This window comes from Fusibacter ferrireducens (genome assembly GCF_015352425.1).
GTDB lineage: Bacteria > Bacillota > Clostridia > Peptostreptococcales > Acidaminobacteraceae > Fusibacter_A > Fusibacter_A ferrireducens.
The window spans coordinates 77,156-102,244 of sequence record NZ_JADKNH010000012.1 but is presented as its reverse complement, the minus strand read 5'-3'; the positions used below and the strand labels follow the sequence as shown (position 1 = coordinate 102,244).

Sequence of the window (25,089 nt, the reverse complement as noted above, 5' to 3'; positions counted from 1 at the left end):
CAACCAACATAAATATATTGTACTCAAATTAACGTACAATACCACTTTTACCTCAATCACTGCTGAGAAAGGATTGTCTGTTTATGCTCCTTCCATACAGCTAAAATCATTGAACTGGTACATGCAAAACTTTTCATTTATGTAACAAGCTTATACCCTATAGTAATCATAGAGTCAATAGAAAATCCACTTTTCTTCATCAAATAAATTAAATTTTCAGTCTTTTAGACATATGAGCTATCAGATTGCGCATTTAACCGCCTATCTGCATAGAATCTGTACATTGCTTCCTATAAATTACAGCTCTAAAATAGAGTCTATTACGCTTCTAATAAAGAACTCAAATAAAACAAGAAAAAAAAATTAAATATGCCTTGACTCTATTCCTACTATAAACAATATAATTAAAATGAAAACAACAAGAAAAAACTATTTAAGGAGGTAGTATTTTGAATTTTTCACCTGCATCTGAATTGCTCTATAAGGGCAGAACTGTGAAGGGAATGAACTTTAATAAGCCCGAGGCTTTCCCATTATTCGCAGTAACAGCATTTACTATGAATAGTCTTGACGAGGTAAAAGAATGTTATAACTCTCGTTATACGTATGTCCGAACTAACAATCCGAACCGTGATGCACTTGGCCAAATAGTTTCCTATTTAGAAGCTGGCGAGGACTCATTAATTTTCTCTTCTGGTATGGGAGCTATCACTACTACTTTGATGACTATTTTAAAACCTGGAGATCATGTGATCTGCAATCGCAATATTTATGGCGAAACATTTGACGTTATGACTAAGTTAATGCCTACATTTGGTATTGAATCTACTCTTGTTGATTTTGATGACATTGAGAATGTAAAAAAAGCGATAAAACCTAGCACAAAATTGATTTACTCAGAGGTATTAGCTAACCCAACAATGAATATTGCAGATATCCCTGCTTTGGCTGAAATTGCACATTCAAATGGCGCATTACTTATGATTGACAACACTTTTACCACTGCAATTGCCATCAAACCAATTGCTTTTGGTGCTGATATTGTCATCAACTCCATGACTAAATTCATGAACGGCCATAGTGATGCTATTTCAGGTTCAATTACAACAACTAAAGCATTGACAGATATGATCCATCCTATTAGAATGCTTTGTGGTACTCCTGGTGACCCACATGCAGCTTGGATGATGACTAGAGGCATGCAGACTATTGATCTTCGTTTGAAAAAACAAATGGCTAGTGCAGCAAAATTAGCTAAAGCTCTTGAACAAAATAAATACGTTTCAAAAGTAAACCATCCAAGTCTTGAGAGCTTCCCACAAAATGCGTTGGCAAAAAAACTCTTTGCAAGCGACGACACAATGAGTGGTATGTTGAGCTTTATCATTCCAGAAGATGAAGAAAAGATCAATAAATTTATGCTCAAATTAAATCTTGCTCACTATGCAACTACTTTAGGTGGCATTAGAACGACTCTTAATCATCCAGTGACAAGCTCTCATAGCCATATGCCAGATGATGAAAGAAGAAAAATGGGGATCACACCTGGTATGTTCAGATTATCCGTTGGTATTGAAGATGCAGATGATCTTATCGCTGACTTCACTCAAGCACTTGAAGTCTTTGGGGAATAATATTTAAACTTCAATAAAATAAATCTTCTAAAAATAGCCTACTCATTTATTTATGAGCACAGGCTATTTTCATATTCAATATCTTTGTGATAAAATATATGGTAAGGACAATTGAAATCTTTAATCCAGCAACTGCATATAGTGTAAATTCAATAATCAAAGTAGGGGGGACATGATTATGAAAGAATTATATTCTATTGGTGAAGTGGCTAAAATAATGGATGTCTCTGTACAGACTCTCCGCTATTATGGCTCGATAGACTTATTAAAACCTATATTCATTAATCCAGCGACAGGGTATCGCTACTTTTCGGTAAATCAATTTCATCTTTTGGATCGAATAAAGTATCTTCAAAAATTAGGGCTTTCTCTAGAGGAAATCCGAGAAGTCCTTGTAAACAATGACATTAACAAATTAACTGTGGCTCTTGACACCAAAGAAAAAGAATATATTCAGAAAATTCAAGACCTCAAGGACACGCTGCATCGAGTTGAGTGGTATAAAAATTATTTTGGTTATTCGCCTGAAAGTGGTGGTGGAGAACAGGCTTACACACGCTACTATGATAAGCGCCATATTGTTGCCGCAAAAGTTGAAAAAAACGAGCCAAAGGAAGATTATCACATTCGATTGAATGTGTTGCGCTATAGTGATCCGCTGAAGGATTTAAAATATATGCGCCAGTTTTATTTGGTACTAGAGTATGACAGTTTTTTAAAGGGCCAAATTGATCCGCTTTATCTGGGGATGTCCGTTTTTAAGCCACCGTTTACAGACAACCCTAATATCATTGAAATTCCTGCTGGCAACTATTTCTGCTTCAATGCACAGATCCTTACGGATAATTGGGACCCAAGCATAGCAGAAGAGTTTTTTAAATGCTATAACGATAAACCCACCTATGTCTTTGCCAGTGAATATGAAAATGACCTACACGAATATTCTCAGTGTTATTATCAAGTTCAAATCTTAATCAACGAGGTCAACCCTGATTGACGTATTTTTGTACACAAATAACTCTATCGAATATGAATAGCGTTTCAAAATACACTTTAACAACATTTAAGCCATCTTCCGATGCCTCAAAACGATTTTCGCTGACGCTGTTTGAGATTAAACACCCCTCAGCACAGCTTATGGCTCAAATCTTGTTGTTTTAAAAAGATAACGGCCCCACACCGGATGTATCCAGTGTGGGGCCGTTTATAGGGTCATATAGAATGTCGTTGGCTCATGTGATTGTTACTTTGAACAAGATTTGATAACATCTTCTAGAATATTCATCCCTGCATTTAACTGTTCTTCATTGGTGATTAAAGGCATCAATATTCTAATGATCTGATGATAAGAGCCTGCATTTTTAATCACTAAGCCCTTCTCTTTACAACCTTTCAACACTTTTGAAGCCATTTCTGGATCTGGTTCTTTGGTTGCACGATCTTTGACAAACTCAATGGAGAGCATTGCACCCTTGATGCGATAGGTTCCAATTGCTTCATATTTATTATACCAATCCGCAAAGAACTTTTTAGCTTGCTCACCTATAGCCATGGCCTTTTGAGCGTAATTGTCGCGTTCCATGATTTCAATAACTTTTAATGCAGATGCACAGGCCACCGCATTACCGCCATAAGTGCCGCCAATTTCGCCCACTGCCAGAGACTCCATAATCTCTTCACGTGCTGTAACGGCACTCAACGGAAGCCCAGCAGCAAGCGATTTTGCACTGACAACGATGTCTGCATAAACACCTTTATCAGCCCAGTATTCAGTTGCGAACATTCTGCCCGTTCTACAGTATCCCGTTTGAACTTCATCTGCAATCAAGAGAATATTATATTTATCACAGATTGCTCTCAATTTAACAATGTAATCGATTGGAGGTTCCACAAATCCAGCCTCTCCTTGTAATGGCTCAAGAATAATTGCAGCGACATTATCAGGAGAAACATAGTCCACAAACATATACTCAAGTTTATCAATATAGTAATCTACGAGTTCTTCTGGTTTAATATTAGAGTTTGTTCTGTATTCATTAGGAAACTCTGCTCTATGAACGCCTGGAATCATAGGTCCAAAAGCAGCCTTATAGATGTTACCACTTGTCAAGGTCATTGTCATAAAGGTTCTTCCGTGGAATCCACCAGAAAATGCTATGATATCCGTTTTTTTCGTATATTTTCTTGCAATTTTAATGGCATTATCATTTGCTTCTGCACCACTATTGAAAAAGCAAGTTCTTTTTTTGAAATCACCTGGCACAATGCTATTCAATTTAGCTGCTAAATCCACATATTCTGAATAATGGAATGTATTAATCTGTGGATGAAAATATCTGTCTGTTTGTTTTTTAACGGCTTCGATGATTTCAGGATTGCTATGTCCAATATTCATAACACCAATCCCTGCTACCCAATCCATAAAGATGTTGCCATCCACATCTTGAATCATGCATCCCTCTGCTTTATCAATAACACATGGTGTTGCACAGGCTACAGACGACGGAATCGCATCATTTCTTTTACTGATAATTTCTTTACTCTTTGGTCCTGGTAATTCTGTAATGATTTTTGGTAATGCATTTTTTAACATGATCAACGCCTCCTTATTATTGCTTGTTAATCTTAAGTAGTGTAACCGTAGATGTATTTAACTTATTTATTTCACATTATTATAGAGATTACGAAATTATAAAGATTACGAACGCTCTACATCATTTACTTCTATAGCACGCCTCTTTTAAGCAAAGATCATCTCTGTCTCAATATCTTTTGCATCTGCGTGTTCTCTTAACATGTCCACTGCGTACTCTATTGTGGCCTCCATGCCTTCACTGCCAGCGAAGCCATAAATGCACATGATGATTTCTTGCACGTCTTCAGACACCATAGCCCTTTGAGAATCACTCGTTGGGCTCCCAAAATATCCTCTATCATCTTTAAGCGTTGGAAGCTTCTCAATGTTCAAAGTGCCCTTGCCAATACCTTGATATTCAGCACCATCTTCAGCCACAGAAAACGTGATGTCACCTTCAATATTTTGAATGTTATAGGATCCAACAGAATGACGAGATTTTAATGAAATCACATTATTAATATCCACAACATTATTGACAAAATATAGGCTTTTATCACTGAGAATTCTTCTAAATAAAGCTTCAGATGAAACCCTGTAACGAGACGGACTCTTGCCCAATTTCTTATAAGCTTCGCGTGATGCCTTAATCTCTGCGATTGAAGCGACGTCATCCAAAACCCAAGCTTGTTTTACTGATCCCACCCTTTCACAAAGCGCACTCACTAATTTATCATCACTCTTTCCTACGTTTACTTTAGCTTGAATGCAACCTAAAACAACATTTGGGCAAGCCTGTTTCATCTCGTCGCTAATAATAATTTTTATCAAAGCAATAACTCCTATTCATCTCAAATAATTTCACTAGAATATGCACATTGATTCTAGACGCTATCCATCAATTATAGATCCAAGTACATTTTAAAAGCACTAAATCCCTGCTCTGTCAGGGCAGTCCTCACCCAGCTTAAAGCAGGCTTACAATTCCTGCTCTAAGCTGAACGAAAACTCAAATCTTGTTGTTTGAACCGAATTATTGCATCTGTCTGGCAGATGCAATAATTCTTTATAATCCACTTATCAGCTCAATGCCTCATTAAAGCTGATAATCTGGGGGGGGTTAATAACAAGGCACTAAATTTAGAAAACACAATACAATCAGACTCTACTCAAATTTAATATAATCTGACTCCGCCATACCTTTGATCATCAAAACAAAAGTTCTCATATCTCCAACGAGATAAGTTTCTTGATAATCCACTGGTCTTACTTCTCCTTGACGGTTAATCCAGCAAGTTTGAAATCCTAAATCAGTTGCTGGTACCACATCGTATTTAAAGCCAAATCCTGCATGAAGAATTTCTTCTTTTTTAAGACCTAATTCTTTACAAGCTAATGCGAAACCATTATGTCCAGGTTTATAAACGCCTGCTTTTTCTGCAGTAATTACAGCATCGAATTCAACACCCATTTGTGCAATGCTTTGTGCGATGATAGCATTGTCCGTATTTGTGATCAACGCAATTTTAGTATATTTTTTCAATTCTTTTAGAGATTCGATTGTATCTGGGAAAAGTCCCCATGATCCCATAGAACCTGCAAACATTTCCACATCAGCTTGATCAAAAGGAAGATCAAATTCTTTGAATGTCATTGGTAAAGTGTTGGTTAACACCTCTGTATAAGGTCTATATTTTTCTTGAATGTAATCGAATTGAAGGTCTTCCCAACGCCTTTGCACTGCCACTGTGTCCACATCAGTAATACCATGATTAGCCAATATCTCCTTAAACACTCTTTGAATCTCGCCTTCCCAATCTACTAATGTTCCATAACAATCAAATGTTACCGCCTTTGGAGCTGCCATATTATCCATCCTTTCTCTTACTTTAAATTTTTGTATTGTATACATAAATACTAAACTGTTGAACTCAATTTGTTTTGCAATAAAGCCATTGAAAATTTCAAACAGTTAGTTATTATACAATTCTCCTGCGCCCTGTAAATTTACCAACTTAGTTTATAAAACCATGTCCATAAATTATTGGGTGATATGAATCTTTAAACATTTAGCTAAATGATGACTTCAAATCACAGTATCCATATGCGATTCACTGATCAAATTCTAGGGCTCATGTGAGTTGAAATACATTAACTTTTTATCTGTTAAGTAAAATATACAGTCTCTTCTAACTATAGAGTCAAGAAGATTCTGATTATTCTGAATTGCTCCTATTACAATATTTTTTTACTGCAAAATAGAGGTCTAAAGCACTACTTATTATGTGTTCAACAAATCATTTATGACAAAGCATCAATTTTTTCTAATCTCAATTAGTCCAATTAAATGAGTTGATTAGATTAAGTAACACAAATATGTTATAGTAACCATAGATTCAATAAAATTTTAAAGGTGGCGAAAATGGAATTAAAACAATTGGAATATTTTGTGACCGCTTGCGATTGTGGTAGTCTAAGCAAGGCTGCAATCAAGTTGTATACAACTCAACCAAATGTCAGCAAAGTCATTAAGGCTCTTGAAAAAGAACTGGAAAACACCTTATTTGAAAGAACAAACAAAGGATTGAAAGTGACTTCCTATGGACAATCCATCTATGAGTATGCAAAAAATATTTTAAAAAATGCAAACTTGATTACCAATATAGAAACGGAGGGGAAACCCAGTGTTTTTACGATTTCCAGTTACCCAAGCAATATCATTGCGACGCTTTTAGTTAAACTATATCAAAACAATCCCAATATACTTATAGAGAATCATCAAGGGACAGTGGATGAAATAACGACCCAAGTAGCACATGGTATTTCACAGATTGGTATATTATATGTTTCTGAAAAGCAATTGGCAGCCTTTCGACATATTATTTCACATAAGAAACTGGAGTTCATTGAGCTTGCAAAAAAACAAGCGTGTATTTATGTTGGACCAAATAGTCCTTTATATTCCAAAAAATCTATTTCTATTGAAGATTTATTCAGTTTGCGCTTTGTGAGAGGATTGAATGACTTCTTCTCTATGGAACACCATTTAGATGAAGTCAATGTAGGCACCATAGGCTTTGAAAAATTGGATTTTGCTGTGTATACCAATAGTGAGCATTTTGTAACGAACTTACTCTTGAAAACCGACATCGTGGAGCTTGGAATCAACCTTGCTTCTTCTAAATATCATCAATATGATATTAAAAACCTGTGGATTGAAGAAGAATACACTTATTTAAGCATCGGTTATGTGATGGAAAAAGATCATGTATTAACAAATACAGCAAAAGAATTCGTTGAATATCTAAAATACATGCTCTCGCTATAACGATTTGTTATACCTATTGATTGATTTGATATTTGTTATTGCAATAAGGTTAGACTATAATGGGGAGAAGAAGAAAAAAGGACCTATTTATTGAACTCAACTAGATCTATACAAGGTGTAGATTCATTTATCAAGAGAATAAAATTCGGAAAGGAAAGGGATCATATGGGAAAAGCAATCGTTACTTTACAAGACATACAAGAAGCTGCTCGGCGCATTCAGCCTTATATTCATCGCACGCCATTGTTGCGAGCAGAAAGTTTGGATGAAAATCTGGGATGTCAAACTTATGTTAAACCAGAAATGCTTCAAATTACAGGTGCGTTTAAGCTTCGAGGCGCACTGAATAAAATCTTATCTTTGTCACCGGAAGAACAACAACGCGGCATCATCACGAGTTCATCTGGCAATCATGCACAAGCTTGCGCATATATTGGCAGGTTACTCCGAGTTCCTGTTACAGTCATCATTCCCGAAGATGCACCAACACTAAAAATCAAAAATGCGACTGCCATGGGGGCCCGAGTGATTTTATGGGATCGATCCTATGCGGGTCGTTGGGAAAAAGTTCACCAAGAAGTGGCTGAGCATGGCTATACGATCGTCCATCCTTACGAAGATCCTCTTGTCATGGCTGGGCAGGGAACCATGGCGCTAGAAATTCTTAATGATCTTTCTGATGTAAACACGATCGTTGTTCCAATTGGAGGTGGTGGCCTGATTTCTGGTATTTCAACTGCAATTAAGCAATTTCGACCTGATATCCGCGTAGTGGGTGTACAGGCTGCCGCTAGTGATGCCTATTGCCAAAGCAGAATTGCCGGGAAACGCATCGCTATTTCTTCCGAGATTTCCACTGTTGCAGATGGGCTTTCTTGCCGTCAAGCAGGAGAGAATCCTTATCCCATTATCGAAAAAAACGTGGACGAATTAGTGTCTGTCGAAGAACAGGACATCTTAGAAGCGGTTCGTGCAGTGGCAAATCATTGTAAACTTATTGCAGAACCGTCTTCCTGTGTAGGCATTGCGGCTCTTCTAAGCAAGCGAATTTCAGTCACATCAGAAGAAAAAGTCTGCCATATTCTCACCTCAGGAAACTGGAATTTAGACCGTATTGGAAAAATATTTTTAGGTGAATCAGTGGAAAGCGTTATTTAAATCCCTCTGAAAAAAACTTTTTCTTCTAGAATCTAGCCCTTTCGTAGGAAAAACGACCTTTACTTTGCATCCCCTACAAGAATTCACTCAGTGGATTCAAGAGGATTTTTGTTATTCTCACGAAGAAAACCATATTTTACCAATTGCAACTGTGTAGATGAAGCCGTTTGCGTCTTAATGTCTTTAAAGACAAAAATATATATGACATTTCACAAGAGGCAAAGGGCTAATTTTTTTCAACTAAAAAACTAATTGGGGAAAAATAGAGAAAAGGAGAGCATATCATGGATACATTATTACTAAACAAAGATGAAGTAGAAAGCCTTATTGACAGAGACTCAGTATTTGAAGCTGTAGAAGCAGGTTATCGTTCTTTTAATAGTGGATTGGTAGTTCAACCAGATTTTATGGCTGTGACATTACCGGGAACGCATGAAGGCATTGATTTTAAAGGCGGACTTGATATGGGTGGTGGATACATTTCCATCAAAGCATCTTCTGGCGGCTACGATAATAACCCAAAATTAGGATTGCCTAGAGGCATGAATACAGTGATGCTTTTCGAAGCTAACACATCTGCTCTTAGATGTATCATGGACGGCACTTGGATTACTAACATGCGTACAGCAGCTGCTGGCGCTATCTCAGTGAAATATTTAGCACGTGAGAATGCAGAAAAACTATGTATCATAGGTGCTGGAAAACAAGCTCGCAATCAATTGCTCGCAATAATGCGCATACGCAACCTAACAGAGGTACGTGTTTGGGATGCCATGCCAGAATTTTTGGATGCTTATGTAAAAGAAATGAAAGAGGAAACAGGCCTCAATATTCTTAAATGTGCAACAGCTGAAGAAGCAGTACGCGGTGTAGATATCGTCGTAACGGTTACTCGTGGACACAGTGGTCCGATTGTTAAAAAGGAATGGCTCAAACCGGGTACGCATATTGTGGCAGTGGGTTCTGATATGCCGGATAAACAAGAATTGGCAGCTGATATTTTCGCTGGTGCAAAAGTCGTGAATGATTCCATTGGTTTGTGTATCAAAAGTGGCGAAACGCATAATGCCGTAAGAGACGGCATTATTAAACCAGAAGATATTCACGCTGAAATTGGTGAAATTATCTTAGGTAAGAAAGCAGGTCGTGAAAATGCAGAGGAAATTACAATTTTTGATACCGTTGGTATGGCAATTCAAGACAATGTAACTGCTGCAATGCTCTACAAAGGCGCATTAGAAAGAGGCCTGGGCACGAATTACACCTTCTTTGATTGAAAATTAATCCTATTTAGAATCACTGCAAAATATCCCTCCGATCTTATTCTCTAATGAAGCACAACGCTAGATAAAATAAAGTGGTCCATGACAAATTTGATTTGTCATGGACCACTTTATTTTACAATAATTTAATGCATATCGCTTTATCATTTTTCTACAGTTCTATACACAACTCTATTTTTTTACGATCGGCAACGTTGAACCACCTGCAGGCATAAGCAATATTTTAGCATTTTCACCCTGTTTTTCTAACGCCTTATCGATGGCTTCTTGTGCTGTTTTAAAAGGGATGAAGTTTATACTTCGAACCAATTCATCATCCAAATCAGACACAAAATAGATGTCCGATTTTTGGATAACGCTGGCTATGGCTGCGGCTTTATGCCCACCAAGCTTGAAGTTGCACTTAATCTCTTCAATCATTTCCATAGGGGATTTATTTCTCATCCAATCTTCAAACGTCTTTTCTCCAAACCCCTCTTTGGCAGAAGCCAGCATAACAATGACACCACCCTCTTTAACCGCGTGTTTTGAGTTATCTAGAGACTTTTGGGATTGATAAAGGTTGATATCCTTCGGAAAGCCTCCTGGGGTCACAACCACAATATCCGCCGGGGCCTCAATTTCGATGCCATACATTGTATCCAAGAATCGGCAGCCTTCTCTGTGCGCCTCTTTCCAGTGGCCTGACACCGCTTTGATGATTTCTTTCTTAGCATTCAGCACCACGTTTACAATAAAATCGATTTTGATAAATTCGGTAATTTGATCTATGTCTTGTCTTACTGGATTGGTTTCCAAATTGCCTGTTCTCGCTTCAGGTTTAACCATATTACTGTGATTGGCTTGTATCGCCGCATGACTGGATACGCCTGGCATGAGTGCTTTGGCCCCGCCGCTGTATCCCGCAAAATAGTGATATTCTACATTACCCAAACAAATGATTCGATCTGCTTTTGCAACGGGCTCAAAAATATCTACAGGTGTACCATTCTTGCATGTGCCTAAATTGATGCACTGTGCCATATCACTGTCGATGATTTTGATCTTGCTGTTATAGACAGCTTCTCCCACGAGGGTTTTCTTTTCCGCCTCTGTATGGCTTCGATGACTTCCAAGAGCCAATACAACAGTGATATCTTCTTCCTTTACACCAGCTTCTTTCATTTCATCCAACACACATGGGAGCACCTTGTAACTCGGCATGGGGCGCGTAATATCACTGGTTATGATAAATATCTTTTCACCTGGCTTGACAATCTCTTTAAGACGTGGAGAGGCAATCGGTTCTTTGAGAGAACGCTTAACTTCATCTTGCTCTGTTAATCCAATCTCTACTTTGTTCGGCTTAAGCTCTTTATAAAAGTTTTTTTCAGGAATTTCAAAGCTAACGGTCTCTTTAGAAAATTTAAATTCAAATTGCATCATATCTAACACTCCTTATGCTTCATTATTTTAAAGCTTTTCAGTTGAAAATACAATGGTAAACAATGGGTAGAGATTCTAATTCTGCACCGTGCTAGGCTTTAACCTCTCGCCTTAACGCCAATGCGTTCATTTAGGCTTTGGCAACGCCAGATTTAACGGCTGCGTCAAATACTGCTTTTGCAACTGCTGTGGCAACGCGCTCGTCTAGTGCGTAAGGGATAATAAACGTCTCTTCCAATTCACTTTCATCTACTAAACTGGCGATAGCATATGCCGCCGCTACTTTCATAGCTTCATTTATATCCGATGCTCTGGCATCTAATGCGCCTCTAAAAATACCTGGAAAAGCGAGTACATTATTGATTTGATTCGGGTAATCAGAACGACCAGTGCCTACAATTCTTGCACCGGCTTCTTTTGCATCTTCAGGATCAATTTCTGGATCTGGATTCGCCATGGCAAAAACGATTGGATCTTTTCCCATAGACTTGACCATATCCTTAGAAACCGCCCTAGGACCAGATACCCCGATAAAAACATCAGCTCCAACCATGGCATCTGCAAGGTTTCCAGTTTTTCCTTCAAAATTACTCTTTTCAACCATTTTGTTTCTCAACCAAAGATTTTCAGCATCGCTCTTAACAATAATGCCTTCTCTATCACACACAATAATATCCTTTACACCTAAATCAATCAAAATATTCATAATGGCCCATCCTGCAGAACCGGCACCATTAATTACAACTTTGATTGTCTCAAATTTTTTGCCAACAATTTTAAGTGCATTGATTAGTGCAGCGCTCAAAACAACTGCTGTACCATGTTGATCATCATGAAAAACAGGAATGTTCATAGATGCTTTCAACTTAGTTTCAATCTCAACACAGCGAGGCGCTGAGATATCTTCCAAGTTAATGCCACCGAAAGTAGGCTCAAGCATTTTTACAACTTGGACGATTTCATCCACATCTTTAGTGCCCAAGCAAATTGGAAAAGCATCTACGTTTCCAAAATTCTTGAATAGAATGGCTTTGCCCTCCATAACTGGCATAGCAGCCTCTGGTCCGATATCGCCTAAGCCCAAAACCGCTGTGCCGTCACTGACTATAGCGACCAAGTTGCCTTTAGCAGTATATTTATACACGTCCTCCTTATTTTCACTTATTTTCCTGCAAGGTTCCGCAACCCCAGGCGTATAAGCTGTTGACATATCCGTACGGTCCTTTAAGGGCACCTTACTGACCACTTCAATTTTTCCTCTAAATGCCTCATGCATTTTCAACGCAAGTGCATTGTAATCCGGTTTACTCATTTTGCTACCGCCTTTCTCCTTATTCGGTGGAGTCCTTATTATTTCATATTAGAATGCGTCCATTAAAACGCACTAAAACCACAAAATCCATTTAAATTATACACAAAATTTTACAGGCCCTTTCGCACATCTGGCCACATAACAAACATGCTCAAGATATAAATGAAGCCACATAATAACGCATAATTATTCAATCCAGCAAAATCGATCATAAAACTGCCAACAAGGCTCCCCGACATACCGCCAACACCGATTGCAAATGCGCTCCCAAGTGTTGTTGCTGTGGTCACAATATTTTTGGGAACAATGCCACTGACATATTCTGTATAGACACGCGTAAAACCACCATAAGAAAACCCGTGAAACACCATGAGTATGATGATTATCCAAATCCCCGTTGGAAAATACAATGTAAAGGCCCTTACACTGCCCAAAATAAGAGCAACACACAGTACAACAGGCGCACTAACACCCCTTCTAATAAATTTTGAAGAGATGCTCATTGAGATGATCTGAGCAACTGATGCAATCACCCACGCAATGCCAAGGTGTGAACTATCGCCCCCTGCCTGCACTATATACAGATACAAAAATGAAGACACTGGACCCATCGCAAAAAACATCAATGATGCCGCGAACACAATATGCACAAACTTTCTATTTTTTATCAGTAGGCCTATGGCACTCGTCATCAAAATTGTATCAACATTTTCTTTCTTACTATTTTTGCAAGGTATTCCTTTTATACTGAAGGCTATTATGACTGTCAACAATAAAAATGCTGCATGACAGTCGTAGAGAATTCCAGTACCAAAACGCACAATGACAAATCCAAACACAAGAGAGGCCAGTGCATAACCCGCTGAGCCACCACTGCGCACGTAGCCAAAGTCTCCACTCTTTTCGCTTTCTATTAAGCTCACTGCCCAAACATCCAAATCAACGCTATTTGTATAATCTAGAAAAGATACTATTGTGACTGCAATTACAAAATAGAGCGGATTTCCCATTAAAGCAATCTTAGGCAACAAGAAAATACTCAGTATAGCGGAAGCCGAGAGCATCGCAATAATCAGTTTTTTTACCGGTATGAAAGTATCTGCAATATAACCTCTAAAGGCCTGCGACAATATTGCGGCTGCTGCCATAGAGGTTCTCAATATTCCTGCCCAAAATGCACCATAGCCCATATCCGTCAAAATATTGACCGTGTATGAATAGAGCGTTGCCAAAGAAACATAGTAAACAAATTGAAGCATCATCAACTTAGTTGATGTCTTCGTCCCTTTCAAAATCATAATGGACACTCTTCTTTCATTGAACAGAGCGAATCTAAATTCATATCATTTTCAAATGTTTTTTACAAATATATTATAGCCCCTATAGTTACTATAGAGTCAATTAAGAGTAATCGGAGCATATTATTATCATCTCAAGACCCCTACTATACGAAAACATGATAACTTTTTAGACATAAACTAGGCAGACTATCTGATGGATAATCTGCCATAAAAATTTCACTTATATTCAAATTTATTTGAGTTGTGCCCCCTGTTATTATCGTAAAACCATTATTTCACATAAATAACCGCATCAAGTAAAAGTTTTGTATAGTCTTCTTTAGGTTCGTCCATAATTTGATCTGGTGTACCAATCTCAATAATTTTACCTTCTTGCATAATGGCAATTCTATCACAGAACGTGCTACAAAGCGCCAAATCATGAGAGACAAAAATCATTGTGAGACCGCGTTTCATACGCAATTCATACATATATTGCATGATCATAGCTTGAGCAGAAACATCCAAAGCAGATGTGATCTCATCACATAAGATCATATTGGGCTCTGTGATCAGTCCTCTAGCAATTGACATACGTTGTACCTGACCACCTGAAAGCTGACGCGGATATCTATCAACAAGCTGAGCGTCAAGTCCCATTAAGGCAACCATTTCTTTAATTTTTTTATCGGCATCAGCCACATTTCCAGAGAGTTGTCTCAAATTCTCATGCATAGACTCTCGAATTGTTCTTTTAGGATCAAAAGCCGCTTCCGAATCCTGAAAGATGACTTGGAACCAGCGACATACAGCAGACGGCTTACGTCCAGTGTACTCCTCACCTCTAAAAAATAGTTGACCATTAGACACAGGCTCAAGACATGAAATCAAATTCAACAAGACACTCTTACCACAACCTGATTCGCCAATGATTCCCAAAACTTCACCCTCATTCAAGGTAAAGTTTAGATCAGTCAATACCTCTTTCGCTCTTTTGCCTTTACCATAATGCTTTGCAACATTTCTCACTTCCAACAAAGGCGCTTCACTCGTTGTCATTACACTGACCTCCTCTCATGCAGCTCGCAAAGTGATCTGGCTCAACTTCAACTAATTTGTACATTTTTTCTGTACATTTTTCGCCACCATGGATACATCTATCTACGAAGTTACAACCTTCCCATTCTGCGCCATCGAGTGGTGGACGGCCTTCAATACCAAGAGGCAGTTTTCTGTCTCTACCTGGAATAGCAGACAATAGTCTCTTCGTATACGGGTGAATTGGATTATCCAGTACTTTTCTAATATTGCCGTACTCAACCATACGGCCTGCGTACATAACGCCTAGTTTGTCTGCAATATGAGATGCAACACCTAAGTTATGCGTGATGAACAGGATGGACCATCCCAACTCATCTCTCAATTTCGCCAATTCCTCGATAACTTCCTTCTGAGAAGTTACGTCCAATACAGATGTCGCCTCGTCGCAAAGCATCAATTTTGGACCTAGGAGCACGGCTTGAGCGATTGCCATACGCTGATTCATACCGCCTGACATCTCCCACGGTTGATAGAATAGTAACTTATCTGAATCTGGGAAATTCAATCTATCAAAACACTTGATGGCTTCGTTTCGATCGAATTTTAGACCATGACTTCTCATTGTCTCTTGATACTGCACATCATATGACCTGATATTGTTAAAAGATCCTCTGGTATTCTGAGGCACATAGCCAATCTGTGTCCCGAGGATTTGACGTCTATCTTCATCACTCATACGCGTGATATCCATCCCATCCAAAACGATACTGCCTTCTTCGATAATCGCACCTAATTGTTTAATGCCCAATACCGCTTTGATCAAAGTACTTTTGCCACATCCACTCTCGCCAGCAATACAGACAATTTCTCCTGGTTTTAGGGCAAAGGATACTTCTGTAATAATCTTCCCATCACCATACGAGACAGTAAGATTGTTGATTTCAAGTAAATTTTTTCCCGATTTTGCTTTTTCCACGTTTACGCCTCCTTTGTATTCGTAAGATCACATACGCTCTCACCAAAGTAGTTGAAAAGCATAACCGTCACTAAGATCGCTATGGCCGGGGAAAATACAGCCCAAGGTGCTAACTGCAGATAATTTCTAGATTCACTTACCATTGCTCCCCATTCTGGTGTTGGTGGCGCAACGCCTAGACCCAAGAAAGAAAGTCCTGCAATATTCAGCATAGTGGATCCGATCTCCAAAGTGGCATTGACCAACATAGGACCGACCAAGTTAGGCACCACATGGCTCATGATAATAGTGGCGTCACTTGTACCTGTCAATCGACAAGCATTGATAAATGGCAACTGTCTAATACGCATTGCATGGCTTCGAGCAAGTCTTGCATAAGAAGTCCAACTGGTAATACCGATGGCAATCAAAGTATTCACCAAGCTACCACCTAACATACCTGCCACCGCAATGGCCAGCACCAGCTGTGGGACTGATAGCAAGATGTCCGTAAAACGCATCACGATATCATCCAGAAAACCACCATAATAACCACAGACCACCCCAATAGTTGTCCCCACAATGAAAGAAAAGATAACCAGCATTATGGTCGCAAAGATTGAAGTACGAGCACCAGCTAATAAGCGTGAAAAGACGTCACGACCTAAATTATCAGTGCCAAGTGGATGCTCAAAGGATGGCGGTTTTCTCATCATTAAAGCATTTGTTTCTAGTGGGTCTTGTGGTAAAAAGAATGGTGCCATAAAACTCATTATCAAAACAAAACTCACAATAACTCCCCATATAATCACTTTTCTCTTCATTTTCAGCTTTTTCAGCTGAGTTCTACTCAGTTTTTGCTTTTCTTTTTTCATTATCATACCCCTATTCCAGTGAAATTCTTTTATCGATGAGGAAGTAACTCAAATCTGTCAATAGATTAACAAGGATCTGTAGAGTTGCTAAAATCAACACCGCGCCTTGTACGACTGGAAAATCTCGCGCCGTAATAGAGTTCATCATCAAGTTACCTATACCTGGCCAACGAAAGATCATTTCTGTAACAACACTACCACCAATTAGGACACGAATTTGAAGAGAAACGATGGTAATGATTGAACCCGCAGAATTGTGCAATACATTTCTAAATAGAATAACACGTTCTTTCACACCTCTAGCATGCATACCAATAACATACTCTTCACTGAGCTGTGACATAACATCTGCACGCGTTTGTCTAGCAAATCTTGAGATCATAGGAATCGATAGAGCCAAGGTTGGCAAGAACATGCCCTTTAGGCTAGCCGTGGCAATAACAGGAAAGGCTCTTATCTTGATACAAAACAGAAACATCAGCAATAATGCGATTAGAAAGTTAGGCATGGCATTTCCAGTAAAAGTAAAAATACGAATAATATTATCGAACAATGAGTCTTTTTTAATAGCAGTATAAACACCCAATGGAACAGCAATTATAACGGAGAACAAAGTACACGCAATAGCCAGTGACGCCGTGTAGCCTAATGCTTTCATTAGTTTTGGCACAACAGGTTGGTCATCCGTGTAAGCATTGCCTAAATCGCCTTGAAGTACGTTTAGGACCCAACTTGAATAACGAATTATAAAAGGTCTATCTAGTCCCATTTCGTGTCTTACCTCAGAAAGTAACTCAGGTGTAACTTCTCCACCTTGTGATGTCAATTTCTGCAAGGCGGGGTCACCAGGCGTTAAATACATTAGTGTAAACACTATTAACGTGATGGCTATCAAAACAGGAATCAATTTAACAATTCTTTTCAAAGAATACTTCAGCAAGTTCTATCACCTCATTTAGAAAAATATTTACATTTTAAAACCCGCTAACTACTTAGCGGGTTTATCGCCAGCACCCCTTTGTGTGAAATAATATGCTGTTGAAGGGGCCAGCAGCATATTATTAAAAATATTTTAATTTCTAAATGTCTATTTTTGGCTAGGAGCAGTTGTATTGGCGTCTAAAGTGTAAAATTCATAAGGATTTGTCTCAGCAAAATGAGTAACGCCTGTGCTCATTACAATATTTCTATTATAGGTAACCAACGGACAGAAAACAGCAGCATCCGTGTAGTCTTGCATAATCGCATTTGCAATTTCTGCACGTTTTTCAGAATCTATTGTAAAACGTAATTCTTCGATTTGTGCATCTGTTGCCGCATTACCATAACCAGTGATATCTTGATAAGAACCAGATCGAACAACACCGTCTATAAATGCTAGAGGATCACCTGTTTTATCAGTCGTCATACGGTAGAAGCAGATGTCATACTGTTTGTCAGTCATATAAGTACCATCTGGATCTTCTACCAATTTAATCTCAGCAGGGATACCAGAATTAGTAAGTTGCTCTTTAATCAAAACTGCCATGCTATCGATACTACGTGCTGCATAGCAATACAATCCAATTGTTGGAAGCTCAACACCATTTTTTTCATAGACGTTATTGCTGTTGAGCGTATAACCATCCGCTTCCATGATTTCTTTAGCCTTAGCTAAATCAATACTAGGATATTGGACTTTACCATAAGGTGTACTTTCATTATAAGCACCATAAGAAGGAGATACAGTCCCACCCATGAAGGCAGAGATGGACTCTCGATCTACGGTTAAAATAACAGCTTGACGAACGCTCTCAGGCACAGTTTTAGGATTTAAAAACATATACGTTCTTGCTTGAGAAGGCACGGAGAATAATTGATATCGATCAGGCTCAGCACTAAAAATCTCAATATCAGTTGCAGAAAGGCTATCATAAGCGTCAATTTCGCCGTTTTGCATAGCCATAAGTTTGGATTGACCATCACGCATAGAGAAGAATTTAGCGCCATCTAAGTTAACATGTCCCCCCCAATAGTTATCATTGCGTTTTAACGTAATATCACCTTCTGGAATGAATACATCCACAGCAAAAGGTCCTGTACTGATAGGTGCGTTATCTATATCAGTAGTTGCATCTAAGTCAAGCATACAAGCTTCAGGACTAGCCATCTCATTTTCCAAAGTTGGCATCACTTCAGGCATAGTGATGGTCAAAGTTTTGTCATCTGTAGCTTCCATTGTAAAGTTTGCATAAAATTTAAATCTCTTGTTTACTTCAGATAGACGTTCTAAATTGCGTTTTACCATGTCAGCAGTCAAAGGCGTGCCATTTGAAAAACATACGCCGTCGTTTAAAGTTAAAACGGCTACAGTGTCTTTAATCTCCAAGCTCTTCGCTAACCATGGCTGAATCTTCATATCATCCCCCAGTTTGAACAGAGATTCTGTCAAACCATATTTTTGACTGTGCCATGAGTTGTAATCCTTATGAGGATCTAGTGTTGCATACGCAAAGCCTTCTACACTTCTGATGATGCCGCCTGTTGTTGCCACAGTAGCTTCAGGAGCAGCAGCAGGTTCGCTAGTGCTGGTGTTCGTGTTCGCATTTGCATCCCCAGTTGATCCACTAGGTGCTGGTTCTGATTTAGATCCGCATCCTGTTAGAGTGGTGAATACCATTGCTAAACACAGCAATAAAGTAGCTAGTCTCTTTTTCATCTTTCTTTCCTCCCATTTTTTTTAGTATTATTTAAACATACTGTTCCTATTTGGATACCCCTGGAATCAATATATATAAAATCACTTTGGCATTTCTCTATCTCGTACTGGTTTGTCACGCCGCGCGTTTACGTTCTTTTTCAGCATCTAAAACCAGACCTTTTTCGTGACCCGCACGCTTAAGACAGATCACTTATCGCCTATACATTAAAATGAATAAAGATACATAAAGATGTTTTTCTTTTTATTGAATGATAAAGCCTTTTTTGCAATTTGTCAATTATCATCTCCCATCACCCCCGGGATACCCATCGTCTCAACATCGCTTGTCTAGATGCTTGCGCCATGTACCTATTCAAATTCTTCTAGAACACCAACCCTTTGCAAATACACACATACAAGTAAAAACACACCCGTATAACCTTGTTAAAACAACACATCATTAGACCCATTTTAATTATTATTGTAATTTTGTGAATTGACTTAATTTTCAATCAATTGACTCTATAAATATATCATATTCCCTATAGTAACTATAGAGTCAAATAAAATTAGCCTGCATCTAAAATTATTGTATGAACGATCACCTGAATCCGCAACTGAACTCATCTCCCCGCCAAGCCATGACAGGCTCTACAGAGACTGTTTTCACTCTGAATTACATGCCTTCAAATCTATTTTGAGGCATGACCAGACATTTTTTCACGGATACCACTGAGCCTTCTGCCCCTAGGCTGAAGAGCGATAAAACATATAAAAAAAGATATAAAAAAGATCCAAAAAGACTTTTCATCTCTTTGGATCTCAATACTTTAATTGCATAGATGACATCGTGGAACATCCCAACCAGAACCATCCGGAAATTCAAAATTGTCTGACGGGCAATCCGCAACAAAGCGAGGACTCTTGCCTTGATGTCAAGAAATTCGAAGTTGTTCTCCACAACGCAGTGAGGACTCTTGCCCTTCTTAACTCACTTGAGCAGTAGTTCTTTAGAAAGGCAATCCGCAACGCGATATCAAGAAATTCGAAGTTGTTCTCCACAACGTAGTGAGGACTCTTGCCCTTCTTAACTCACTTGAGCAGTAGTTCTTTAGAAAGGCAATCCGCAACGCGATATCAAGAAATTCGAAGTTGTTCGATGGGCAATCCGCAACACAGTGAGGACTCTTGCCCTGAGAATTACTTCGGATTTCGCCTACATCATACCGCCCATGCCGCCACCCATGCCACCAGGCATAGCTGGCATGTCGTTTTCTTCTTTAACATCCACCACTCCTGCTTCAGTCGTTAAGAACATTGCAGAAATAGATGCTGCATTTTGAAGTGCAGAACGCGTTACCTTTGTAGGGTCCACAATACCCGCTTTAACCATATTGACATATTCGCCCTTAAGCGCATCAAATCCGATACCAGTCTGAGCATCTTTCACTTTTTCAACTACAACAGAACCTTCAAGGCCCGCATTGAAAGCAATCTGTCTAACAGGTTCTTCAAGTGCTCTTGCAATAATCAGCGCACCAGTCTTTTCATCACCCACCAAAGGCTCTGCTAGCGCAATTATTTTTGAGATAGCTGCAATAAACGCTGTACCACCACCTGGAACAATACCTTCTTCAACAGCGGCACGTGTAGCATTGAGCGCATCTTCTATTCTCAATTTTTTCTCTTTCATCTCAACTTCAGTTGCAGCACCTACTTGGATCACCGCAACACCGCCTGCGAGCTTAGCAAGTCTCTCTTGTAATTTTTCACGATCAAATTCTGAAGTAGTTTCATCAAGTTGCATTTTGATTTGACCTACGCGCTCATCAATAAGTGCTTTTTCACCTAGTCCATCGATAATAGTCGTATTATCTTTATCTATTTTAACAGATTTTGCACGTCCTAGCATATCCAGCGTTGTGGTTTTAAGTTCATAACCTAGCTCATCCGAAATCACAACACCACCAGTTAGAATCGCAATATCTTGAAGCATTGCTTTTCTTCTATCGCCAAAACCTGGTGCTTTTACTGCAATACAGTCAAATGTGCCTCTGAGTTTATTTACGATTAAAGTTGTTAAAGCTTCACCTTCAATATCTTCTGCTATGATTAAAAGTTTGCCACCACTTTGAACGATTTGTTCTAGTACTGGTAAAATTTCTTGAATGTTTGTAATCTTTTTATCTGTGATCAATATATATGGATTTTCAAGAAGTGCAACCATTTTTTCTGGATCAGTTACCATGTAATGTGATAAATAGCCTCTATCGAACTGCATCCCCTCAACTACTTCAAGCTGAGTGGTATTCGTCTTAGACTCTTCAACAGTGATGACCCCATCTTTTCCTACTTTTTCCATAGCTTCGGAAATAATAGCACCTACAGTACGATCTGCAGCAGAAATTGAAGCAACATCTTCTATATCTTTTTTATTTTCAATGAGAATACTCTCACTTTTAATCACATCAACTGCCACAGAAACTGCTTTTTCAATACCTGTTTTAAGAATCATCGGGTTTGCACCTGCAGCCACATTTTTAAGGCCCTCTCTGATAATAGCCTGTGCTAAAAGTGTCGCTGTTGTCGTACCATCACCTGCAACATCATTCGTCTTCGTCGCAACTTCCTTAACCAGTTGAGCACCCATATTTTCATAAGCGTCTTCAAGTTCGATTTCTCTTGCAATAGTAACACCATCATTTGTGATCAACGGCGAGCCATATTTCTTTTCTAAAATAACATTACGACCCTTAGGTCCCAAAGTAACTTTAACTGTATTTGCTAATTTATCAACGCCTGATTCCAGTTTTTTGCGGACGTCTTCACCAAATTTAATATCCTTTGCCATGTTTCATTCCTCCTACTTTTTATATTACCTATTCTAATATTGCTAAAATATCTTCCATCTCACAAATTGTCACTTCTTCATTGTCTACTTTTATTTCAGTTCCTACATATTTTTTAAAGACTACTTTATCACCAATTTTAACATCTTCAACATCTTTTCCAATCGCCACGATCTCAGCCAATTGCGGCTTTTCCTTTGCTTGAGTTGGTAATACAATCCCACTTGCAGTCTTTTCTTCAGCTTCTAACTTTTTAATAATAACTCGGTTACCTAACGGTTTTAACATAATATTGCCTCCTCTAAACATTCAAATTACATATTTGGTTAGAGTGTCAAAATCCAAAAGAGCAACACTCTAACTATATTTCTCTAAATCCAGTTCCATTATCAAAGTATGCAAACCGCAATCGATAATTCTTTATTTAGAGCACATTCTCATCATAATACAAGTGTAAAAAAAAATCAAGCATTTTTAGCACTCATTTTAACAGAGTGCTGACAATTTAACAATTTGTTTAAAATTAGCCCTCGTTCATCATTTTTGAAGTCAAGATCACGGCATCTAAATAGAGCTGATTGATCATGCCATAATCGACATCATACTGTGCTGTAATATCGATAATCATATCCCAATTGCCCTTTTCGTAGTACTTGAGTAGGCGAAGCAAATCATGAAATGGATTTTTAAGGCCCAACAAAGCACCTTTCACATCTTCTTTGAGAGGCAACTGTTCCAACACTTCAAACAGCGGTTTTTCCATAATCGTGTCAATCAGCGAAAAGAGCCCCAACAAAAAGGATTCCATATCCCTCTCTTTAAGTCCAAAATACGGAGACACGCGCTCTGAAAAAATAGCTCTAATCAAAGACACCTTTATGATCTCATCAGGCTTTTCCGAACTGACATCCCTCAGCATGATAAGGGTCACCCATTTTCTAATTTCATTCAAGCCGAGCATCGTCAAAGCGTGATTGATACTTGTGATCTCACTGCTTCTATAAAATGCAGGCGAATTTATAAGTCTCAACAATTTATAGGTTAAAGACATATCACTTTTTACTATTGTAGATAACTTTTCAAAACTCGGCTCATCGTTCACCGTTTCTTTCAAGATTTCCATATAATTGAAAGTGGCCACGTTGATCCCTTTACTTTTACATACAACTGGTTTCTCGAAGAAAAAACCTTGGAAAAGTACATATCCTAGTTTCACAGCTTCTTCAAAATCCCTATAGGACTCCACCTTTTCCGCCAGAAGTTTAACGCCTTTATTGCTATACTTATCCGCCACGATCTTTCGGCCTTCATATCCTAAAACCAAAAAATCTACTTTGATGATATCCACATACGGCATAATCGCTTCAAACTTTTCATTGTCGACAAAATCATCCAATGCGATGGTATAGCCCTTTCCTTTTAAATATCGAATCTTGTCTACAAACTTCTGATCCACTTCCACAGTTTCAAGAATTTCCACAGTCAACGACTCCGGTGTAATCATAAGTGGCAAATTTTCCATAAGTAGATTCTTAGTAAAATTGATAAATGCTTTTTTACCATTTGTGAGTCCGTCTATGCCAAAATTTACAAGCGCATCTGAAACAACTGTTGTCGTTGCTAAATCGCCATCATAATCCCCTTCATAAATATTTTTCACCCCTTGACGGTACAATATTTCATATGCAACCACTTGCTTTTTAATATTAAAAATGGGTTGTCTCGCCAAAAATACATCCATCGTTTTCATTTTTCACCATTAATACCCTTCTTGCTTTCTCTCATATAATAGAAAAGGAACTGCTGTGCATAGCCACCATATTCAGTGAAGTATTGCGCCACAAATGTCTTATAGGCCCTTGGTTGATCTTCTATGTTATAAAAAGTTCGCAACATCCTTTTAACCCATGTATCTATCGGAAAAGCTTCCTTATGGTTCAAGCTGAAAAGCAATATGCAATCTGCCACCTTCTCTCCAACACCATAAAATTGCATCAATGCTGTCTGTGCAGCCTCATAAGTGTCCTCCCTATAAGATGCTAAATCGATCTGTTCATCTCTAATGCGTTTTGCCGCCAGAGATACAGCCTTCGCTCTATAGCCCATACCCTTGACTTTCAAATCTTCAAGTTCAGCTTCAGCAAGTGCCTCCACTGTTGGAAAGCTATAATACAAGCGTCCATTATATTCGCCAATGCACGTTCCAAATTTATGCGAAAGCGCTTCAACGCTCATTTTAATTTTAGGTATGTTATTGTTGGCAGAGATAATAAACGTGATCAAGGTTTCAAAGGGATCTTGGTTTAATAAACGCAATCCTCTATACGCTGAAATGGATGCTTTGAGGTAATCATCCTTTTCAGATAGCACTTCTAAAATTTTATTGTAATTTGAACTTTCATCAAAATAATGTCTCAAAAAATCATCAGAGATAGGTGAAAGCGCCTTTTCTATTTTTATGTCATAGTCCTGCCCGAGATCTGTGATACTTATAATCGCCCCATTTACAACCCCAACGTATTGTTCTGCTTCTTTTAGCCATCTAAAGCATTGTCCACATTCAAGTGTAAAAATAGGATTGAAATCATTCGATTTTAAAAACATGCCGCCTCCCTAATCGTTGGTAATATTATATCCCAAATGGATTAAAATAGCCACCACATCCAAAATAAAAGCATCTTAAACAGTCTATCA

General features: G+C 38.5%; 20 protein-coding genes. 5 read left to right on the top strand and 15 right to left on the bottom strand.

Features of this window, described 5'->3' with window-relative positions; genetic code table 11:
• Positions 1-449 precede the first annotated feature (449 nt).
• Positions 450-1,634 (top strand): aminotransferase class I/II-fold pyridoxal phosphate-dependent enzyme, encoded by a 1,185-nt coding sequence (locus ISU02_RS18175; protein ID WP_228727875.1) that lies wholly within the window; start codon positions 450-452, stop codon positions 1,632-1,634.
• A gap of 178 nt (positions 1,635-1,812) precedes the next feature.
• Entirely contained in the window at positions 1,813-2,631 is an 819-nt protein-coding gene (locus ISU02_RS18170; protein WP_194703267.1) for a MerR family transcriptional regulator, read from the top strand.
• A 246-nt stretch (positions 2,632-2,877) separates the two neighbouring features.
• On the opposite strand, the gene ISU02_RS18165 is transcribed toward ISU02_RS18170, so the two are convergent.
• The 3 genes from ISU02_RS18165 to ISU02_RS18155 form a co-directional block, all read right to left on the bottom strand.
• Positions 2,878-4,227 (bottom strand): aspartate aminotransferase family protein, encoded by a 1,350-nt coding sequence (locus tag ISU02_RS18165; RefSeq protein ID WP_194703266.1) that lies wholly within the window; start codon positions 4,225-4,227, stop codon positions 2,878-2,880.
• A gap of 147 nt (positions 4,228-4,374) precedes the next feature.
• Positions 4,375-5,040 carry a B3/B4 domain-containing protein gene (locus ISU02_RS18160; protein ID WP_194703265.1) on the bottom strand — a complete coding sequence of 222 codons (666 nt, stop codon included), beginning with the start codon at positions 5,038-5,040 and terminating at the stop codon, positions 4,375-4,377.
• Between the two features lie 334 nt (positions 5,041-5,374).
• Complete coding sequence (locus ISU02_RS18155) at positions 5,375-6,076, bottom strand: haloacid dehalogenase type II (RefSeq protein WP_194703264.1); 702 nt, start codon at positions 6,074-6,076, stop codon at positions 5,375-5,377.
• A 555-nt stretch (positions 6,077-6,631) separates the two neighbouring features.
• On the opposite strand from ISU02_RS18155, the gene ISU02_RS18150 reads away from it, so the two are divergent.
• The 3 genes from ISU02_RS18150 to ISU02_RS18140 all read left to right on the top strand — a co-directional run bounded on the left by ISU02_RS18150 (position 6,632) and on the right by ISU02_RS18140 (position 9,972).
• A complete protein-coding gene (locus ISU02_RS18150) occupies positions 6,632-7,537 on the top strand; it encodes a LysR family transcriptional regulator (protein WP_194703263.1) in 906 nt (301 codons plus the stop codon).
• Positions 7,538-7,702: 165 nt separating this feature from the next.
• Entirely contained in the window at positions 7,703-8,695 is a 993-nt protein-coding gene (locus ISU02_RS18145) for a threonine ammonia-lyase (protein WP_194703262.1), read from the top strand.
• A gap of 284 nt (positions 8,696-8,979) precedes the next feature.
• On the top strand, positions 8,980-9,972 hold the full coding sequence (locus ISU02_RS18140) for an ornithine cyclodeaminase family protein (RefSeq protein WP_194703261.1): 993 nt from the start codon (positions 8,980-8,982) through the stop codon (positions 9,970-9,972).
• A gap of 177 nt (positions 9,973-10,149) precedes the next feature.
• Here ISU02_RS18140 and larAH6 read toward each other — a convergent pair whose 3' ends face one another.
• From larAH6 to ISU02_RS18075, 12 genes are all read right to left on the bottom strand, one after another.
• Positions 10,150-11,403, bottom strand: a complete 1,254-nt coding sequence (gene larAH6 / locus ISU02_RS18135) for a nickel-dependent malate racemase, LarAH6 family (protein ID WP_228727874.1) — start codon at positions 11,401-11,403, stop codon at positions 10,150-10,152.
• Between the two features lie 130 nt (positions 11,404-11,533).
• A complete protein-coding gene (locus tag ISU02_RS18130; protein WP_194703260.1) occupies positions 11,534-12,715 on the bottom strand; it encodes an NAD(P)-dependent malic enzyme in 1,182 nt (393 codons plus the stop codon).
• Between the two features lie 110 nt (positions 12,716-12,825).
• Positions 12,826-14,013 carry an MFS transporter gene (locus ISU02_RS18125; protein WP_194703259.1) on the bottom strand — a complete coding sequence of 396 codons (1,188 nt, stop codon included), beginning with the start codon at positions 14,011-14,013 and terminating at the stop codon, positions 12,826-12,828.
• A gap of 273 nt (positions 14,014-14,286) precedes the next feature.
• Positions 14,287-15,054: an ABC transporter ATP-binding protein gene (locus ISU02_RS18120; RefSeq protein WP_194703258.1), complete on the bottom strand. Its 768-nt coding sequence runs from the start codon at positions 15,052-15,054 to the stop codon at positions 14,287-14,289.
• Positions 15,041-16,012, bottom strand: a complete 972-nt coding sequence (locus ISU02_RS24390; protein WP_194703257.1) for an ABC transporter ATP-binding protein — start codon at positions 16,010-16,012, stop codon at positions 15,041-15,043. The genes ISU02_RS18120 and ISU02_RS24390 overlap by 14 nt, the downstream gene beginning before the upstream one ends.
• 2 nt (positions 16,013-16,014) lie before the next feature.
• Positions 16,015-16,866, bottom strand: a complete 852-nt coding sequence (locus ISU02_RS18110) for an ABC transporter permease (RefSeq protein WP_194703256.1) — start codon at positions 16,864-16,866, stop codon at positions 16,015-16,017.
• Between the two features lie 10 nt (positions 16,867-16,876).
• Positions 16,877-17,791: an ABC transporter permease gene (locus ISU02_RS18105; protein ID WP_228727873.1), complete on the bottom strand. Its 915-nt coding sequence runs from the start codon at positions 17,789-17,791 to the stop codon at positions 16,877-16,879.
• Between the two features lie 162 nt (positions 17,792-17,953).
• Positions 17,954-19,564: an ABC transporter substrate-binding protein gene (locus ISU02_RS18100; protein WP_194703254.1), complete on the bottom strand. Its 1,611-nt coding sequence runs from the start codon at positions 19,562-19,564 to the stop codon at positions 17,954-17,956.
• A 1,198-nt stretch (positions 19,565-20,762) separates the two neighbouring features.
• Positions 20,763-22,397, bottom strand: coding sequence for a chaperonin GroEL (groL, locus tag ISU02_RS18090; protein WP_194703252.1), 1,635 nt, complete (start codon positions 22,395-22,397; stop codon positions 20,763-20,765).
• Between the two features lie 28 nt (positions 22,398-22,425).
• Positions 22,426-22,686: a co-chaperone GroES gene (locus ISU02_RS18085; protein ID WP_194703341.1), complete on the bottom strand. Its 261-nt coding sequence runs from the start codon at positions 22,684-22,686 to the stop codon at positions 22,426-22,428.
• 232 nt (positions 22,687-22,918) lie between these two features.
• Positions 22,919-24,145: an EAL and HDOD domain-containing protein gene (locus tag ISU02_RS18080; RefSeq protein ID WP_194703251.1), complete on the bottom strand. Its 1,227-nt coding sequence runs from the start codon at positions 24,143-24,145 to the stop codon at positions 22,919-22,921.
• Complete coding sequence (locus tag ISU02_RS18075) at positions 24,142-24,999, bottom strand: DNA-3-methyladenine glycosylase family protein (protein WP_194703250.1); 858 nt, start codon at positions 24,997-24,999, stop codon at positions 24,142-24,144. Before ISU02_RS18075 ends, ISU02_RS18080 begins: the two co-directional genes overlap by 4 nt.
• Positions 25,000-25,089: the final 90 nt, after the last annotated feature.

Bases quoted from the DNA above. Each gene is read 5' to 3' on its own strand.
- ISU02_RS18170 (WP_194703267.1), top strand. From the start codon at position 1,813: ATGAAAGAATTATATTCTATTGGTGAAGTGGCTAAAATAATGGATGTC.
- ISU02_RS18165 (WP_194703266.1), bottom strand. From the start codon at position 4,227: ATGTTAAAAAATGCATTACCAAAAATCATTACAGAATTACCAGGACCA.
- ISU02_RS18155 (WP_194703264.1), bottom strand. From the start codon at position 6,076: ATGGCAGCTCCAAAGGCGGTAACATTTGATTGTTATGGAACATTAGTA.
- ISU02_RS18150 (WP_194703263.1), top strand. From the start codon at position 6,632: ATGGAATTAAAACAATTGGAATATTTTGTGACCGCTTGCGATTGTGGT.
- ISU02_RS18145 (WP_194703262.1), top strand. From the start codon at position 7,703: ATGGGAAAAGCAATCGTTACTTTACAAGACATACAAGAAGCTGCTCGG.
- ISU02_RS18140 (WP_194703261.1), top strand. From the start codon at position 8,980: ATGGATACATTATTACTAAACAAAGATGAAGTAGAAAGCCTTATTGAC.
- larAH6 (WP_228727874.1), bottom strand. From the start codon at position 11,403: ATGATGCAATTTGAATTTAAATTTTCTAAAGAGACCGTTAGCTTTGAA.
- ISU02_RS18130 (WP_194703260.1), bottom strand. From the start codon at position 12,715: ATGAGTAAACCGGATTACAATGCACTTGCGTTGAAAATGCATGAGGCA.
- ISU02_RS18125 (WP_194703259.1), bottom strand. From the start codon at position 14,013: ATGATTTTGAAAGGGACGAAGACATCAACTAAGTTGATGATGCTTCAA.
- ISU02_RS18120 (WP_194703258.1), bottom strand. From the start codon at position 15,054: ATGACAACGAGTGAAGCGCCTTTGTTGGAAGTGAGAAATGTTGCAAAG.
- ISU02_RS18110 (WP_194703256.1), bottom strand. From the start codon at position 16,866: ATGAAAAAAGAAAAGCAAAAACTGAGTAGAACTCAGCTGAAAAAGCTG.
- ISU02_RS18100 (WP_194703254.1), bottom strand. From the start codon at position 19,564: ATGAAAAAGAGACTAGCTACTTTATTGCTGTGTTTAGCAATGGTATTC.
- groL (WP_194703252.1), bottom strand. From the start codon at position 22,397: ATGGCAAAGGATATTAAATTTGGTGAAGACGTCCGCAAAAAACTGGAA.
- ISU02_RS18080 (WP_194703251.1), bottom strand. From the start codon at position 24,145: ATGAAAACGATGGATGTATTTTTGGCGAGACAACCCATTTTTAATATT.
- ISU02_RS18075 (WP_194703250.1), bottom strand. From the start codon at position 24,999: ATGTTTTTAAAATCGAATGATTTCAATCCTATTTTTACACTTGAATGT.